Here is a 14773-nt window from a genome sequence, read left to right as displayed (position 1 = left end):
GATGCCTACTTGATCACCGCGCAGGCGACGCGGTCGCCGGCGCCGCCGATGGGCTGGCTGATGTGGTCGTCCTGCTTGGCGTGAATGACCAGGGCCGAGCCGTCCGCGTCGGTCAGGGCCGGGCGGCCGTCCTTGCCCGACCAGGAGACGAGCGCGCTCCAAAGCTGGGCTTCGGACACGCCGTCGGCGCCGGCGAAGATGTTCGGCAGTTCGCCGAAGTCGTTGCCGTCCGGGTTCAGCAGGCCGTGCGGCAGCTTGTGGTCGCCGCCGTGATTGATGTGGGCGCCCGACTTCTGGAACTTGGCCGTGTCCGAGCAATCGCCCACGGCGTGGAAGTGGATGCCGTGCCAGCCGGGGGTCAGGCCGCTGACCTTGACCTGTACCAGGACACCCTTGGGGCCTTCCTGGAAGGTGGCCGTGCCCACGGTCACGCCGGCGTTGTTCTTGATCTCGGCGGAGGGCGGCGTCTGAGCGACGGCGGCGGTGGCGACGAGGGCGGTCGCGGCGGCGAAGGCGATCAGGCGCATGGGGAGGCTCCGTTTTTCGAGATGCGAACAGGTCTCAACCTTAGCCGTGCGCGAAGGGTTCCGGAAAGCGTTTGGTTTTTTTGCGTGACGGGCGCCGGGATGGTAACAAGGGGGGTGAAGATTCCGCAGCGATTCCGGGCCATTCCCCACAGTGACTGACGACACCGATAACGCCGCCCTGCGTGGGGGCGTGGCCCCCATCGCCATCGAAGACGAGCTGAAGCGCTCGTACCTCGACTACGCCATGAGCGTGATCGTCAGCCGCGCCCTGCCGGACGTGCGCGACGGTCTGAAGCCGGTGCACCGGCGCATCTTCTATTCGATGCACGACCTGGGGATGACGCCGGAAAAGGCGTACTCCAAGTCGGCCCGCGTGGTCGGCGACGTGCTGGGTCGTTTCCACCCGCACGGCGACGCCTCGGTCTATTTCGCCATGGTCCGCATGGCCCAGCCGTTCTCGATGAACCTGGTGCTGATCGACGGCCAGGGGAACTTCGGCTCCATCGACGGCGATATGCCGGCGGCCATGCGCTACACCGAAAGCCGCATGGCGCCGCCGACCACGGCGCTGCTGGCCGATATCGACAAGGACACTGTCGATTTCCAGGAGAACTACGACGGCAAGGAACTGGAGCCGGTCGTCCTGCCGGCGCGGATTCCGAACCTGCTGGTCAACGGCGCGGGCGGCATCGCGGTCGGCATGGCCACCAATATCCCGCCGCACAACCTGGGTGAGATCATCGACGCCGCCCTGGCGATGATCGACACGCCGGATATCGCGCTGGACGACCTTCTGGACATCGTGCCCGGGCCGGATTTCCCGACCGGGGGCGAGATCATCGGCCGTTCGGGCCCGCGCCAGGCGCTGCAGACGGGCCGCGGCTCGGTCATCATGCGCGGCATCGCCACGGTGGAGGAGATCCGCCAGGGCCGCGACGCCATCATCATCACGGCCATCCCGTTCCAGGTGAACAAGGCCAGCCTGGTTGAGCACATCGCCGAGATGGTGCGCGACAAGAAGATCGAGGGCGTGGCCGACCTGCGGGACGAAAGCGACCGCGACGGCATGCGCATCGTGATCGAACTGAAGCGCGAAGCCTCGGGCGACGTGCTGCTGAACCAGCTCTACCGCTACACGCAGCTGCAGACCTCCTTCGGCGTCAACATGCTGGCGCTGAACCGCGGACGGCCCGAGCAGATGGGCCTGCGCGAGATGCTGTCGGCCTTCATCGACTTCCGCGAGGAAGTCGTGGTCCGGCGGACCAAGTTCGAACTGGGCAAGGCGCGGGATCGCGGCCACGTCCTGGTCGGTCTCGCCATCGCCGTCGCCAATATCGACGAGTTCATCCACATCATCCGCTCGTCCAAGGACCCGGCGGAAGCGCGCGAGCGCCTGTGCGAGCGGAACTGGCCGGCCGGTGACATGATCCCGCTGGTCGAGCTGATCGCCGACCCCCGCACCGTGATGCTGGAAGGCGGCAATGTCCGCCTGACGGACGAACAGGCCCGCGCCATCCTGGCCCTGACCCTGTCGCGCCTGACCGGCCTGGGCCGTGACGAAATCTTCGAGGAAGCCGGCGCCCTGGCGGTCGCGATCCGCGGCTATCTGGAACTGCTGTCCGACCGCGCCAACATCATGGGCGTGGTCCGCGAGGAGTTGGTCGAGGTCAAGGACCGCTTCGCCATTCCGCGCCGCACCACCATCGTCGACGGCGAGGCCGGCGTCGATGACGAGGACCTGATCCCCCGTGAGGAGATGGTGGTCACCGTCACCCACGGCGGCTACGTGAAGCGCACGCCGCTGGCCAGCTATCGGACGCAGCATCGCGGCGGCAAGGGCCGTTCGGGCATGGCGACGAAGGAAGAAGATGCGGTCACCCGCGTATTCTCCGCCTCGACCCACGCGCCGGTGCTGTTCTTCACCTCGGGCGGCAAGGTCTACAAGCTGAAGGTCTGGCGTCTGCCGCTGGGCAATCCGACTTCGCGCGGCAAGGCGTTCGTGAACCTGCTGCCGATCGAGCCGGGCGAACAGATCACCTCCATCCTGCCGTTGCCGGAGGACGAGGCCACCTGGGATCGCCTGGACATCATGTTCGCGACCGAGTCCGGCAATGTGCGCCGCAACAAGCTTTCGGACTTCGCCGACATCCGGCGCAACGGCAAGATCGCCATGAAGCTGGACGAGAGCGACCACATCGTGGGCGTGAACCTCTGCACGGCGGACAATGACGTGCTGCTGACCACGGCCATGGCCCGCTGCATCCGCTTCGCGGTGGATGAAGTGCGTGTCTTCGCCGGCCGTGACTCCACGGGCGTGCGCGGCGTGAGGCTGGCGGAAGGCGACACCGTCATCTCCATGGCCATCCTGCGCAGCGTCGATGCGACGCCGGCCGAACGTGCGGTCTATCTCAAGCACGCGAACGCTCTTCGCGCCGCCGCTCAAGGCGAAGGGGAGGAGGCTCCCGTCTCGGCCCCCGAGGACGAAGAGGACGTGGGCGACGCCTATGTCTCGCCCGAGCGCCTCATCGAGCTCGGCGCGGCGGAGGAGTTCATCCTCACCGTTTCGTCCGAAGGTTTCGGCAAGCGCACCAGCGCCTACGACTATCGCCGGACGGGCCGTGGCGGTCAGGGCCTGCTGGCCCAGGACATCACCAAGCGCGGCGGCCGCCTGGCGGCTTCGTTCCCGGTCGAGGAGAGCGACGAAATCCTTCTGGTGACAGACGCCGGGCAATTGATACGTTGCCCCGTCGGCCAGATCCGTGTTGCAGCGCGAAACACCCAGGGCGTGACCATCTTCCGCAAGTCGGGCGATGAGCATGTGGTGAGTGTCGAGCGTCTGGCGGAAGCTGGCGGCGAAGAGGAAGAAAGCGGGGCGGACGAGACCCCGTAGGACGCGCACGCAGCCAAGGGGGTCAGTTTGTCTTTCATCGGTCTCTATCCGGGCACTTTCGACCCGATCACCAACGGCCATCTCGACATCATCGGCCGGGCCGTGAAGCTGGTCGACAAGCTGGTCATCGGCGTGGCGATCAATGCGGGCAAGGGGCCGATGTTTCCCCTGGAAGAGCGTGTGGAGATCATCCGCCGCGAAACCGCCCAGTTCGCCGGCAAGACCGAGATCGTGGTCCAGCCGTTCGAAAGCCTGCTGATGAACTTCGCCCGCGAGGTCGGCGCCAAGATCATCGTCCGCGGCCTGCGGGCCGTGGCCGACTTCGAGTACGAATTCCAGATGACGGCCATGAACCAGCAGCTCGATCGGGAGATCGAGACGGTGTTCCTCATGGCCGATCCGCGCCACCAGGCCATCGCCTCGCGGCTGGTCAAGGAGATCGCCCTGCTGGGGGGCGATGTCTCCAAGTTCGTCCCTCCGGGCGTGCGTGACGAGCTGCTGGCCAAGGTCGCCCGCTCCTAAGTTTCAGTCCCAGAGAAGTGACATGATCCGATCCCTGACCATCGCCGCTGTCGTCGCGGTCGTCGCCGCTCCGGCGTTCGCCCAGCCGGGCGCCGCAGATTGGCGGACTCCCGATCCCGAAAACGTCCTGGTGATCGACACCAACAAGGGCCGGATCATCGCCGAGCTGTCGCCGGAGGCGGCGCCGAACCACGCGACGCGCGTTCGCGAACTGGCGCGCGCCGGTTTCTATGACGGCCGCAGCTTTTTCCGTGTGATCAACGAGTTCATGGCCCAGACCGGCGATCCGAAGGACGACGGCACCGGCGGCTCGGAGAAGGACGACCTGGTCGGCGAGTTCACCTGGCGCCGGGGTGCGGATTCGATGTTTTCGACCGTGGCCAAGCCGGCGGGCGCTGAGCTCGGCTTCATCGGCACGATGCCGGCCATGAGCCAGACCACCGCCTTGGCCGCCATGACCGCCGACCGCAAGGTCTCGGCCTGGGGGATGTTCTGCCCCGGTGTGCTGGGCATGGCCCGCGGCGACAATCCGGACTCGGCCAACAGCCAGTTCTTCCTGATGCGCCAGGCCTATCCGTCCCTGGACAAGCGCTACACCGCTTTTGGCCGCGTTCTCAGCGGTCTCGAAGCCGTGCGCTCGATCAAGACCGGCGAACCGGTTCCCGCGCCGCAGGACGTGATGCAGAAGGTGCGTGTCCTGGCCGATATTCCGGCCAAGGAACGCCCGTCGGTCCGCGTGGTCGACACCCGAAGCGCCTGGTTCAAGGCCGAGGCCGACCGGGTCAAGGCGACGCGGGGCGCGGATTTTTCACCCTGCGACGTCGACATTCCCGTTGAAGTGAAATAGGGCGGTTTCATGAGCACCGATCCTGAAAACACCATCGTCATGACCCTGGAAAGCGGTCGTGTCGTCATTCGCCTCCGTCCTGACCTGGCTCCGGGCCACGTCGCCCGGATCAAGGAACTGGCCCGCGAGGGTTTTTATGACGGCGTGACCTTCCACCGCGTCATCCCCGGCTTCATGGCCCAAGGCGGCGATCCGACCGGCACCGGCCGCGGCGGGTCGGACAAGCCGGACCTGAAGGCGGAGTTCTCCAACGCCGAGCACGTCCGTGGCGTCTGCTCGATGGCGCGCACCCCGGATCCGAACTCGGCCAACAGCCAGTTCTTCATCTGCTTCGACGAAGTCACCTTCCTGGACGGTCAGTACACCGTGTGGGGCGAGGTGGTTGAAGGCATGGAGAATGTGGACGCCCTGCCGGTCGGCGAACCGCCGCAGAACCCGGGCAAGATCCTGAGCTTCAAGGTCGCCGCCGACGCCTAACGGCCGACGCGCGTCAATGTGACGACCACCGGGCGGTGGTCCGAGCCCAGTCTCGGACCCCGCTCGACCTTCACCGTCCGCCAGGCCTTGCCGGCGTAGACGTGATCAATCGGCAAAATCGGAAACAGCGGTTGGAAGCCCGTCCGCTCGAAACGCGCCGGCCAGCTGGGCATGGCGCGGGTGCGTCGCTCCATGGCGAACGCCTTGTCCTGCCGCTGCAGGGTGAATGACCACGGGGTTGAGTTGAAGTCCCCCGTCAGGATCAGGTTGTCGTGGTCGAACGACGTCAGCTTCTCGGCCAGGGCGGCGGACTGGGCCTGCTGATAGCCGGCGGGCCAAGGCCAAGCGTAGTGGGCGTTCATGGCGGTGAAGGCGCGGTCGCCCTCGCCGAACTTGGCATAGACCACAGACAGGAAGGGCCTTCCGTTCCGCTCGCCGGGGCGGTCAGCGAAGTCGCCCTGTTCGGTCGGCTCCTCCTTGCTGAGGATCAGGTTCTGGCAGGGACGGGTCCTGGGGCAGGCAGTGCGGTGGGGATAGGCCTCGCGCAGCAGCTTGTGGAAACGCCCGCGCCCGCCATAGCTCTCCTCGACCAGCACAATGTCGGCGTTCTGCTCGATGACCCAGCGGGCGGAGCCTTCCGGGTCGTCGTTGTCGCCCCAGGCGTTGAACTGGATGACCTTCAGCGTCTCGCCCCCCGGCGCGACCGTTTCCTGGGTCGCACGGGCCCACAACTCCGGCGCCATCTGAAGCCCGGACAGGATCACCGCCGTCGCCGCCACGACCAGGATCGCGCGCCGTTCCTCCTGACGGGAGACGAGGGCGCCGAGAACAGCCGCCAGAAGACCGCCCACCAGCCAGAGCGGCGAGAAGTGCGCCGCCGTGTCCAGGGTCGCCGACCAGCGGCCGCCCTGCGCAGCGATGGCCAGCAAGGCGCAGCCCAGGGCCAGGGCCAGGGCGCCGGCGCGCAAAAGCAGCAGGGCAAGATTCAAAATCAGTCTCACGGCGTGCCTCTAGCACGTTATTTCGGACGCGTTTGAGGAAGCTTGGCGATGGCGCTGCGGCGTCTTCACCGGCGCCTTGTGCTTGACCTGATCCTCGCGCCGTGGCCTTCACCGCGCCCAATGCGCCTGTCCGATTTCGATTTCGACCTGCCCGAAGACCGCATCGCCCTGCGGCCGGCCCAGCCCCGCGATTCCGCGCGCCTGCTGCTGGTTCAACCCGAGCAGGGAATGTCCGACCTGATCGTCCGCGATCTGCCGGGTCTGCTGCAGCCTGGCGACGCCCTGGTGTTCAACGACACCAAGGTCATTCCCGCTCGTCTGTCAGGCACGCGGGCGCGGGACGGCAACATCACCGTGGTCGAGGCGACCCTGCACAAGCGCGCCGCCGCCGACCGCTGGACCGCCTTCATGCGGCCGGGCAAGCGCCTGAAGGCCGGCGACCGCGTCAACTTCGGCGAGGGGCTCGACGCCACGGTGGTCGAAAAGCACGACGGGGGCGAGGTGCTGCTGGCCTTCGACCTGTCGGGGCCGGACCTGGACCAGGCGATCAACACCCGGGGCGACATGCCCCTGCCGCCCTATATCGCCGCCAAGCGGGGCGAGGACGCCCAGGACCGCAGCGATTACCAGACGGTCTATGCGCGCGAGGACGGCTCTGTCGCCGCGCCGACCGCCGGCCTGCACTTCACGCCGGAGCTGCTGACCGCGATCCGCGAGCGGGGCGTATCGACCCACTTCGTCACCCTGCATGTGGGGGCGGGGACCTTCCTGCCAGTGAAGACCGACGACGTATCCGAACACAAGATGCACGCCGAGTTCGGCGTGGTGCCGCGCGAGACCGCCGACGCCCTGAACGCCGTCCATGCCGCTGGGGGGCGGATCATCTGCGTGGGCACGACGTCCCTGCGCCTGCTGGAGAGCGCCACGGGCGAGGACGGGGTGATCAAGCCGTTCGCGGATGACACCGCCATCTTCATCACGCCGGGCTATCGCTTCCGGGCCGCCGACGGTCTGATGACCAATTTCCACCTGCCCAAATCGACCCTGTTCATGCTGGTCAGCGCCTTCGCCGGGCAGGCGACCATGCGGGCGGCCTACGAGCACGCCATCGCGGACGGATACCGCTTCTATTCCTATGGCGACGGCAGCCTGCTATGGCGGGCCGCCTGATGGCAGCCTTTCCCTTTGAACTGAAAGCAACCGACGGCGGGGCCCGCACGGGCGTCCTGAAGACCCCGCGCGGCGATATCCGCACCCCGGCCTTCATGCCCGTGGGCACGGCCGGCACCGTGAAGGCCCTGACCGTGGATCAGGTCGCCCAGACCGGCGCCGACATCATCCTGGGCAACACCTATCACCTGATGCTGCGGCCCACGGCCGAGCGGGTGAAGCGCCTGGGCGGGCTGCACAGGTTCATGCGCTGGGACAAGCCGATCCTGACGGACAGCGGCGGCTTCCAGGTGATGAGCCTGTCGGGCATCAGCAAGGTGACCGAAGAGGCGGTGACCTTCGCCAGCCATATCGACGGCTCCAAGCACGTCCTGACGCCGGAACGGTCCATCGAGATCCAGGCCGACCTGCTGGGCAGCGACATCGTCATGCAGCTGGACGAGTGCGTCGCCTGGCCGGCGGAGGAGAAGCGCGCCCGCGAGGCGCTGCTGCTGTCCGCCCGCTGGGGCGCACGGTCCAAGGCCGCGTTCGGCGACCGTGACAGCCAGGCCCTGTTCGGCATTCAGCAGGGCTCGACCTTCGAGCATCTGCGTCGGGAGTCGGCGGAACGCCTGCAAGAGATCGGCTTCGACGGCTACGCCCTGGGCGGCCTCGCCGTGGGCGAGGGGCATGAGGCCATGTGCGAGGTGCTCGACTACGCCCCCGCCATGCTGCCCGCCGACCGGCCGCGCTACCTGATGGGGGTGGGCAAGCCCATCGACCTGGTGGAGGCGGTGGCGCGCGGCGTCGACATGTTCGACTGCGTCCTGCCGACCCGTTCGGGCCGCCACGGTCAGGCCTGGACGTGGGACGGTGCGATCAACCTGAAGAACGCCCGCTTCGCCGAGGACGACAGCCCGCTGGACGAGGCCAGCGCCTGTCCGGCCAGCAGCGCCTATTCAAAGGCCTATCTGCATCACCTGGTGCGGTCGGACGAGATCCTGGGCCAGGTCCTGCTGTCCTGGCACAACATCGCCTTCTTCCAGACCCTGACCGCCGCCATGCGCGCGGCGATCGAGGAGGGGCGGTTCGAGGCGTTCCGCAAGAACTTCCGCGAACGCCACCTGGCCGCCAAGGGCGGCTAGCGGATCGGGTATTTCGGCCCGGAGCGCTTCTCCTCGCGGGGGATGCTGCTCTTCACGTGGGTGGGGGTCGCGGGCGGATTGCAGCCCTTGGATTCGCCGAGGCCCTTCAGATAGGCGCGGCGCACGTTGCCCGAGGTGATGGCCGCCGCCACCAGTCGATCGTGCCGTTCCGCGCCGGTCAGCATCCGCACGCCGCCCCGGAAGGGGATGAGGCTCGACGCCACGCCGGCCATGACGCCGTAGGAGACGGTCTTGCCGCGATCCAGCAGGTCCTCGTCCTCGCCGGCCGGAAGCTGGTCCAGATCGACGCCCAGGGCCTCGTCCAGCGGACGGACCAGTTCAGCTATCCGACGGCAGTTGGAAGGTGATGGCCGCTCGTAGGGGTCGTGCATGACCTCCAGCAGGATCGGGGGGATCTTGGTGCGGACCACGTTCAGGTCACGCAGCGGCGCCTGGGCCGCGCCCTGGATGCTTTCGCTGTTGGCCTCGCCGGTGGTCTTGATGCGCGCCTCGTCGTCTTGCGGACGGGAAGGCTGGGCGAGGGCGACCGCCGGAACGGCCAGGGCGAGAGTGATCAGAAGCATACGCATAGGGCCAAGATACCGCTCGTCTCGAAGGCGGCAACGAGGAACGGTGACGTTACGAAAGTATAATTCTGGCGCTCAAGCGCGAGCCGCGGCCAGGGCCTCGGTGAACTTCTGTTCCGCGTCGGCGGAACGCCGCAGGGCGCGGTCGAACTCGTCCCAATCGGCCTTGGACAGCCGCTCTTGCGTCGAGAGCTCTCCCATCGCCCGGATCAGATGGTCCCGCTGCAGCGACACCTGGAAGGCGCGACGATACAGCTCCGCCGTCGGCCACTGGGTGGGCGGCATGGAGAACAGGCCGTTCAGCGCCTCGTCGTTGTGACGGAACTCCGAGACGGTGATCTGCTGGATATGGCCGTGATCGCGATTCTTGGCGGCGTTGCGGATCACGGCGTTGTGGCGGGTCACCGCCTGAACCACGTCCTGCACGGCGTCGAGCAGGCTCAGCCGCTCGGCCGCCCGCCGGGCCTCGATGTTCCGGCGCTCGGCCGTGGCCAGCTCCAGGGTGACTAAGACCACCAGCACGCTGGCGCCCGCCGCCGCCCAGTCCGCCGCAGAGCCCCAGCTTTCAGGGCCTGACAGCAGCCGCACGGCTGTCATGACGACGAACAACGCGATGACGCCGACGTAGATCCAGTGGGTGGGGCGGTCGAACTTTATTCTCGTAGGAGAATGGTAGGCCGGGTGAGGTTCGAACTCACGACCATTCGATTAAAAGTCGAATGCTCTACCACTGAGCTACCGGCCCGCTCGTTGGCGCGGGGCGCCGGTCGAAGCGGCGCGGACCATAGTCGGGGGGATGCTTCGCCGCAAGGGTGGAAGTCTCCGATTTGGAACCAAGACTGTCAGCCCCCGGTTTCCCTCCCAAAGGAGATCGCCATGGCGGAAAAGATGCAGGGTTCGGTCAAGCGCGGCTGGGCGATCCTGGGCGTGGTCGGCGCGTTGATTGTCGGCGCTATCGCCTATTTCGGCCTGAACAGCCCCGGCCATGAGTCGGGCGGCCAGATCGCGGCCACAAGCCCGGCTGGCGGTCAGGAGGGACCGCGCCAAAACAGCCCAGCGCAGAACTAGGCGATGACGGTCGAGGGCTCCTCGACCAGCGAACGCACGAAGCGGTTCTTCTCGTCCACCAGGATCACCTTCGGCTGAACCGGCTTGTCGGTGATTTCGAAGGCGATGATGATTATCTGCTCGCCCTCGCCGATCAGGTGGGCGGCGGCGCCGTTCACGCAGATGCAGCCAGAGCCGCGCGGGCCGGCGATGACATAGGTCTCAAGGCGCGCGCCGCTGGTGTTAGACACCACCAGCACCTTTTCGCCCGCCCACAGATCCACATGGTCCAGCAGGTCCTGGTCGATGGTGATCGACCCGACATAGGCTAGGTTGGCCTCGGTGACCGTGGCGTTGTGGATTTTCGAGCGCATCAGAACGCGCATGATCAACTCTCTATCTCGACCTGCGGGTGACGGTTCGTCTGGGCGCCGTCTTGGCGCGTGATATAGGGTCCGCGACCCGTTTTGTCAGCTTACGTGTGATAACCTATGTCCGCGACGATTTCGCAGAAGTCCGTGACGACCCTCGACCTGGCCGACATGAAGGCCCGGAGCGAGAAGATCGCCATGCTGACCGCCTATGACTTCACCTCGGCGATCCTGGCCGAACGGGCGGGCGTGCCGGTGCTGCTGGTGGGCGACAGCCTGGGCATGGTGGTCCACGGCCACGGCACGACCCTGCCGGTGACGGTGGACGACATGGTGCGCCACGCGGCCGCCGTTGTGCGTGGCGCGGGCAAGGCCCTGGTGATCGCCGACCTGCCGTTCCTGAGCTATGCCGACGAAGCCTCGGCCGTGCGGTCGGCGGGCCGTCTGCTGCAAGAGGCGGGCGTGGCTGGCGTGAAGCTGGAGGGCGGGGCGTCCATCGCGTCCATCGTCCGCAAGCTGGTGGACCTGGGCATCCCGGTCATGGGCCATATCGGCTTCACGCCGCAGTCGGTGAACCAGATCGGCCTGAAGGTGCAGGGCAAGGCCGCCGCCGACGCGCGACGGATGCTGGAGGATGCCCTGGCCCTGCAAGAGGCCGGCGCCTTCGCCGTGGTGATCGAGCTGGCCCCCGCGGCCCTGGCGGCGGAGATCACCAAGCGCCTGACCATTCCAACCATCGGCATCGGCGCCGGCGCGGGCTGCGACGGCCAGGTGCAGGTCTGGCACGACATCCTGGGTCTCTATGGCGACAAGCCGCCCCGCCACGCCAAGCAGTTCGCCGACGTCGGCGCGGCGATCGAGGGCGCGGTGAAGGCCTATGCGGATGAGGTTCGCGGAGGCTCGTTCCCCACTGACGCCAACAGCAGCAAGATCGACCCGGCCGAGCTGGCTGAAGCTCTGAAGGGCGCGTGATGAAGGTCGTCGCCACCATCGCCGAATTCCGCGCCGAGCGGGCGCGTTTCGGCGACCTCGGCTTCGCCCCGACCATGGGCTACCTGCACGAGGGCCATATCAGCCTGATGAAGCGGGCCAAGGAGGAGTGCGGGGCCGCGGCGGCCAGCATCTTCGTCAACCCGACCCAGTTCGGCCCGAACGAGGACCTGTCGCGCTATCCCCGCGACCTGCCGCGCGATCTGTCGCTGCTGGAGGCGGCGGGGGTGGACCTGGTGTTCACGCCCGAGCCGATCGAGATGTACCCCGAGGGTTTCGACACGAGCATCACCGTGGGCGGGGTCAGCGAGGGGCTGGAGGGCGGCTCGCGTCCCGGCCACTTCAACGGCGTGGCGACGGTGGTGGCCAAGCTGCTGAACATCGTCCAGCCGACCCGCGCCTATTTCGGCCAGAAGGACGCCCAGCAGGCGGCGGTGATCCGCAAGCTGGCCCTGGACCTGTCGATCCCTTCGGAGATCGTCATCTGCCCGACGGTGCGGGAGCCGGACGGCTTGGCCATGAGCAGCCGCAACGTCTACCTGTCTCTGGCCGACCGCCAGTCCGCGCGGGTGCTGTTCCGCGCCCTGACCCTGGCGCGCATCCTGGTGGAGCGGGGCGAGCGGAAGGCCGAGGCGGTGCGCGAGGCGATGCGCCGGACCATCGGCGAGGAGCCGTCTGCTGAAGTCGACTATGTCAGCCTGGCCGACAATCTGACCTTGAAGGAGGTCGAGGACCGCCTGTCGGGCGAGGTCCTGGCCTCCATGGCCGTGCGCTTCGGCAAGACGCGCCTTATCGACAACCTGGTCATCAACGTCCCCAAGGGCCGCAAATAGCCGCCCAGCCCGCGCCACATTCCTCCGCGAAGCCTTCCATGGTGAAGCTTTAGGGGAGAGATGCATGCGGTTGATGGTTCTGGCGGCGACGGCGGCGATCGCCGTTTCCGGGTGTGGCAAGACCGAGAACAGCGCGGTGCGGACGACGCAGACGCCGACAGTGACCACGGCGCAGTCAGGGAACGGCGCGCCCTATGTCCTGACCGGCACTCAGGTTTGGGATGTGCCTGACCCGGCCTCCGGGCGGAAGTACCAGGTCTTCGTCAGCCTGCCGGCCTCCTACGAGTTCGATGCGCAGCGGCGCTATCCGGTGCTGTACGTCACCGACGCCGACTATGCGTTCCCGGTGATCCGCTCGATGGTGCGGCGGCTGAACCTGGACCGGCCGAAGGTCGACGACTTCATCCTGGTGGGGCTGTCCTACGCTGAGGGCGACAGGGGCGCGTCCAGCCGCCGCCGCGACTATACGCCGACGTCCAATGGCCCCAGCAGCTCGCCGCCGGGCGAGGTCCACGGCGGCAGCGCGGCTTATCGCCAGTACATCCGGGAGCAGGTCCTGCCGTTCGTGGAGGGGAAGTTCCGGGCCGACCCCGCGAAGAGGACCATCCTGGGCCATTCCTATGGCGGGCTGCTGGGCGCCGAGTTCCTGCTGAACGAGCCGGAGTTGTTCAAGGGCTACATCCTGGGCAGCCCATCCTTCTGGTTCGACAAGAAGCACATGCTGAAGGTCGAGGCGGAGTACGCCAAGACGCACAAGGATCTGCCGGCCAAGGTGTTCATGTATGTGGGCGGTTACGAGACGATCCGGCCGGCTGACCCCCGCTACAACCGCGACGCCGATCTGGTGGGCGACATGCAGCTATTCGAGGCGAACCTGAAGTCGCGCGGCTATCCAGGCCTGACCATCAGCTCCGACGTGCTGCCGGGCGAGGATCACCTGACGGTGGCGCCGTCCGGTTTCGCCCGAGGGCTGATGACCGTTCTGCCGGCGAATTGATCCAAAGAAAAACGGCGGCGCTCGAGTGAGCGCCGCCGCTGATCTTCAGCCGATGCTGGCCGGTCAGACCTTGACCGGATCCATCTTCGGCATGAGCACGTGAACCACGGCCAGGGCGATCAGATAGGCCGAGGCCGCCAGGATGAAGATCGGGGTGTAGGTGCCGATCTGATCCAGGACGTAGCCGGCGTACTTGGCCATGGCCATGCCGCCGAAAGCGCCCAGCATGCCGCCGATGCCGACCACCGAGCCCACTGCGCCGCGCGGGAACACGTCGCCCGGCAGCGTGTAGAGGTTGGCCGAGAAGCCTTGGTGAGCCGCCGTGGCGATGCCGATGATCAGCACGGCGACCCAGAGGTTGTCGACATTGGCCGCGAAGGCCACGGGCACAGCGAGCAGGGCGCAGATCAGCATGGTGATCTTGCGGGCCTTGTTGATGCTCCAGCCCATGTTCATGAACTTGGACGACAGCCAGCCGCCGCCGACGCTGCCGACGTCCGACAGCAGGTAGATGGCGATCAGCGGGGGGCCGAAGCTCTTCAGGTCGAGGCCGTGGCGCTTGCCCAGGAAATCCGGCAGCCAGAAGAGGAACATCCACCAGACCGGGTCGATCAGGAACTTGCCCAGAGCGAAGGCCCAGGTCTCGCGCTTGGTCAGGATCTTCGACCAGCCGATCTTCTCGACCGGGTCAGCGGGATCCTGGGTGATGTGGGCCAGTTCGCCCGGCGAGACGCTCTTGTGCTCTTGCGGGCTGCGGTAGACCAGGAGCCAGATCGGCAGCCAGACGAGGCCGGCGATGCCGGTGACGATGAAGGCCATCTGCCAGCCCCAGGTCAGGGCCACGACGGGCACGACCAGCGGGGTGACGATGGCGCCGATGTTGGTGCCGGCGTTGAACAGGCCGGTGGCGAAGGCGCGTTCCTTCTTGGGGAACCACTCGGCCACGGCCTTGATGCCGCCCGGGAAGCCGCCGCCTTCACCGGCGCCCAGCGCGATGCGGGCAAAGATGAAGCCGGTCAGGCCGCGCGCGCCGGCGTGGGCGATGTGCGCCACCTGCCAGATCGCGAAGGCGATGGCGAAACCGTAGCGGGCCCCGATCTTGTCTATGATCCGGCCCCAGAAGAGGTAGGCCACGGCGTAGGACGCCTGGAACCAGAAGACCGTGTCGGCATAGTCGGTTTCCGACCAGCTGAATTCCTTGGACAGGTCGGCCTTCAGCAGGCCGATGGTCTGCCGGTCGACGTAGTTGATGACCATGGCCGCGAACAGCAGGCCGACGATCACCCAACGGAATTTCGTAATTCTCTCTGAGACGGGAGGAGGCGTGACGCCTCCGAACTTTGCATCGCTCATGAACTCTCTGCCTGTCCCTGGCGCTCCCGGAACAGGG

16 protein-coding genes and 1 tRNA gene are annotated in these 14773 nt (G+C 67.0%); 10 read left to right on the top strand and 7 right to left on the bottom strand.

The features are described 5' to 3' along the window. Positions 1 to 5: 5 nt before the first annotated feature. A complete protein-coding gene (locus P7B02_RS12795) occupies positions 6 to 527 on the bottom strand; it encodes a superoxide dismutase family protein (protein ID WP_277786739.1) in 522 nt (173 codons plus the stop codon). A gap of 151 nt (positions 528 to 678) precedes the next feature. Between P7B02_RS12795 and gyrA the strand changes: the two genes are divergently transcribed. Genes gyrA through P7B02_RS12775 form a run of 4 tightly spaced genes read left to right on the top strand, consistent with a single transcriptional unit; the run spans position 679 to position 5263 of the window. Continuing rightward, positions 679 to 3417: a DNA gyrase subunit A gene (gene gyrA / locus P7B02_RS12790; RefSeq protein WP_277786738.1), complete on the top strand. Its 2739-nt coding sequence runs from the start codon at positions 679 to 681 to the stop codon at positions 3415 to 3417. Between the two features lie 36 nt (positions 3418 to 3453). Further along, positions 3454 to 3939 carry a pantetheine-phosphate adenylyltransferase gene (gene coaD / locus P7B02_RS12785; protein ID WP_277787146.1) on the top strand — a complete coding sequence of 162 codons (486 nt, stop codon included), beginning with the start codon at positions 3454 to 3456 and terminating at the stop codon, positions 3937 to 3939. Positions 3940 to 3961: 22 nt separating this feature from the next. Then, the gene (locus P7B02_RS12780; RefSeq protein ID WP_277786737.1) at positions 3962 to 4786 is read left to right on the top strand and encodes a peptidylprolyl isomerase; all 825 of its coding nucleotides are present in this window, start codon (positions 3962 to 3964) and stop codon (positions 4784 to 4786) included. A 9-nt stretch (positions 4787 to 4795) separates the two neighbouring features. Then, positions 4796 to 5263, top strand: coding sequence for a peptidylprolyl isomerase (locus P7B02_RS12775; protein ID WP_277786736.1), 468 nt, complete (start codon positions 4796 to 4798; stop codon positions 5261 to 5263). On the opposite strand, the gene P7B02_RS12770 is transcribed toward P7B02_RS12775, so the two are convergent. Continuing rightward, positions 5260 to 6264, bottom strand: coding sequence for an endonuclease/exonuclease/phosphatase family protein (locus P7B02_RS12770; RefSeq protein WP_277786735.1), 1005 nt, complete (start codon positions 6262 to 6264; stop codon positions 5260 to 5262). The genes P7B02_RS12775 and P7B02_RS12770 overlap by 4 nt on opposite strands. 120 nt (positions 6265 to 6384) lie before the next feature. On the opposite strand from P7B02_RS12770, the gene queA reads away from it, so the two are divergent. Next, positions 6385 to 7434 (top strand): tRNA preQ1(34) S-adenosylmethionine ribosyltransferase-isomerase QueA, encoded by a 1050-nt coding sequence (queA, locus tag P7B02_RS12765; protein WP_277786734.1) that lies wholly within the window; start codon positions 6385 to 6387, stop codon positions 7432 to 7434. Continuing rightward, the gene (gene tgt, locus P7B02_RS12760) at positions 7434 to 8558 is read left to right on the top strand and encodes a tRNA guanosine(34) transglycosylase Tgt (protein ID WP_277786733.1); all 1125 of its coding nucleotides are present in this window, start codon (positions 7434 to 7436) and stop codon (positions 8556 to 8558) included. Before queA ends, tgt begins: the two co-directional genes overlap by 1 nt. Here the strand turns inward: tgt and P7B02_RS12755 are convergent. From P7B02_RS12755 to P7B02_RS12745, 3 genes are all read right to left on the bottom strand, one after another. After that, entirely contained in the window at positions 8555 to 9148 is a 594-nt protein-coding gene (locus tag P7B02_RS12755; protein ID WP_277786732.1) for a hypothetical protein, read from the bottom strand. The genes tgt and P7B02_RS12755 overlap by 4 nt on opposite strands. 72 nt (positions 9149 to 9220) lie before the next feature. Next, entirely contained in the window at positions 9221 to 9754 is a 534-nt protein-coding gene (locus tag P7B02_RS12750; RefSeq protein WP_277786731.1) for a hypothetical protein, read from the bottom strand. A 61-nt stretch (positions 9755 to 9815) separates the two neighbouring features. Beyond that, positions 9816 to 9890, bottom strand: a tRNA-Lys gene (locus tag P7B02_RS12745). Between the two features lie 131 nt (positions 9891 to 10021). On the opposite strand from P7B02_RS12745, the gene P7B02_RS12740 reads away from it, so the two are divergent. Further along, a complete protein-coding gene (locus P7B02_RS12740) occupies positions 10022 to 10213 on the top strand; it encodes a hypothetical protein (RefSeq protein ID WP_277786730.1) in 192 nt (63 codons plus the stop codon). Here P7B02_RS12740 and panD read toward each other — a convergent pair. Continuing rightward, a complete protein-coding gene (gene panD / locus P7B02_RS12735) occupies positions 10210 to 10578 on the bottom strand; it encodes an aspartate 1-decarboxylase (protein WP_277786729.1) in 369 nt (122 codons plus the stop codon). The genes P7B02_RS12740 and panD overlap by 4 nt on opposite strands. A 105-nt stretch (positions 10579 to 10683) precedes the next feature. Between panD and panB the strand changes: the two genes are divergently transcribed. The 3 genes from panB (at position 10684) to P7B02_RS12720 (ending at position 13383) form a co-directional block, all read left to right on the top strand. Then, positions 10684 to 11535: a 3-methyl-2-oxobutanoate hydroxymethyltransferase gene (panB, locus tag P7B02_RS12730; RefSeq protein ID WP_277786728.1), complete on the top strand. Its 852-nt coding sequence runs from the start codon at positions 10684 to 10686 to the stop codon at positions 11533 to 11535. Continuing rightward, entirely contained in the window at positions 11535 to 12386 is an 852-nt protein-coding gene (gene panC / locus P7B02_RS12725; RefSeq protein WP_277786727.1) for a pantoate--beta-alanine ligase, read from the top strand. Before panB ends, panC begins: the two co-directional genes overlap by 1 nt. A 64-nt stretch (positions 12387 to 12450) precedes the next feature. After that, a complete protein-coding gene (locus P7B02_RS12720) occupies positions 12451 to 13383 on the top strand; it encodes an alpha/beta hydrolase (protein WP_277786726.1) in 933 nt (310 codons plus the stop codon). A gap of 63 nt (positions 13384 to 13446) precedes the next feature. Here P7B02_RS12720 and P7B02_RS12715 read toward each other — a convergent pair whose 3' ends face one another. Beyond that, entirely contained in the window at positions 13447 to 14736 is a 1290-nt protein-coding gene (locus tag P7B02_RS12715) for an MFS transporter (RefSeq protein WP_277786725.1), read from the bottom strand. Between the last annotated feature and the right edge of the window lie 37 nt (positions 14737 to 14773).

Origin of the sequence: Caulobacter segnis (genome assembly GCF_029543125.1) — a bacterium.
GTDB lineage: Bacteria > Pseudomonadota > Alphaproteobacteria > Caulobacterales > Caulobacteraceae > Caulobacter > Caulobacter segnis_D.
This window is presented reverse-complemented; position numbering and strand designations above follow the sequence as displayed.

Excerpts from the sequence above, each read along its gene's own strand:
- P7B02_RS12795 (WP_277786739.1), bottom strand. The coding sequence starts at position 527 with ATGCGCCTGATCGCCTTCGCCGCCGCGACCGCCCTCGTCGCCACCGCC.
- P7B02_RS12780 (WP_277786737.1), top strand. The coding sequence starts at position 3,962 with ATGATCCGATCCCTGACCATCGCCGCTGTCGTCGCGGTCGTCGCCGCT.
- P7B02_RS12775 (WP_277786736.1), top strand. The coding sequence starts at position 4,796 with ATGAGCACCGATCCTGAAAACACCATCGTCATGACCCTGGAAAGCGGT.
- queA (WP_277786734.1), top strand. The coding sequence starts at position 6,385 with ATGCGCCTGTCCGATTTCGATTTCGACCTGCCCGAAGACCGCATCGCC.
- tgt (WP_277786733.1), top strand. The coding sequence starts at position 7,434 with ATGGCAGCCTTTCCCTTTGAACTGAAAGCAACCGACGGCGGGGCCCGC.
- P7B02_RS12755 (WP_277786732.1), bottom strand. The coding sequence starts at position 9,148 with ATGCGTATGCTTCTGATCACTCTCGCCCTGGCCGTTCCGGCGGTCGCC.
- P7B02_RS12740 (WP_277786730.1), top strand. The coding sequence starts at position 10,022 with ATGGCGGAAAAGATGCAGGGTTCGGTCAAGCGCGGCTGGGCGATCCTG.
- panD (WP_277786729.1), bottom strand. The coding sequence starts at position 10,578 with ATGCGCGTTCTGATGCGCTCGAAAATCCACAACGCCACGGTCACCGAG.
- panB (WP_277786728.1), top strand. The coding sequence starts at position 10,684 with ATGTCCGCGACGATTTCGCAGAAGTCCGTGACGACCCTCGACCTGGCC.
- panC (WP_277786727.1), top strand. The coding sequence starts at position 11,535 with ATGAAGGTCGTCGCCACCATCGCCGAATTCCGCGCCGAGCGGGCGCGT.
- P7B02_RS12720 (WP_277786726.1), top strand. The coding sequence starts at position 12,451 with ATGCGGTTGATGGTTCTGGCGGCGACGGCGGCGATCGCCGTTTCCGGG.
- P7B02_RS12715 (WP_277786725.1), bottom strand. The coding sequence starts at position 14,736 with ATGAGCGATGCAAAGTTCGGAGGCGTCACGCCTCCTCCCGTCTCAGAG.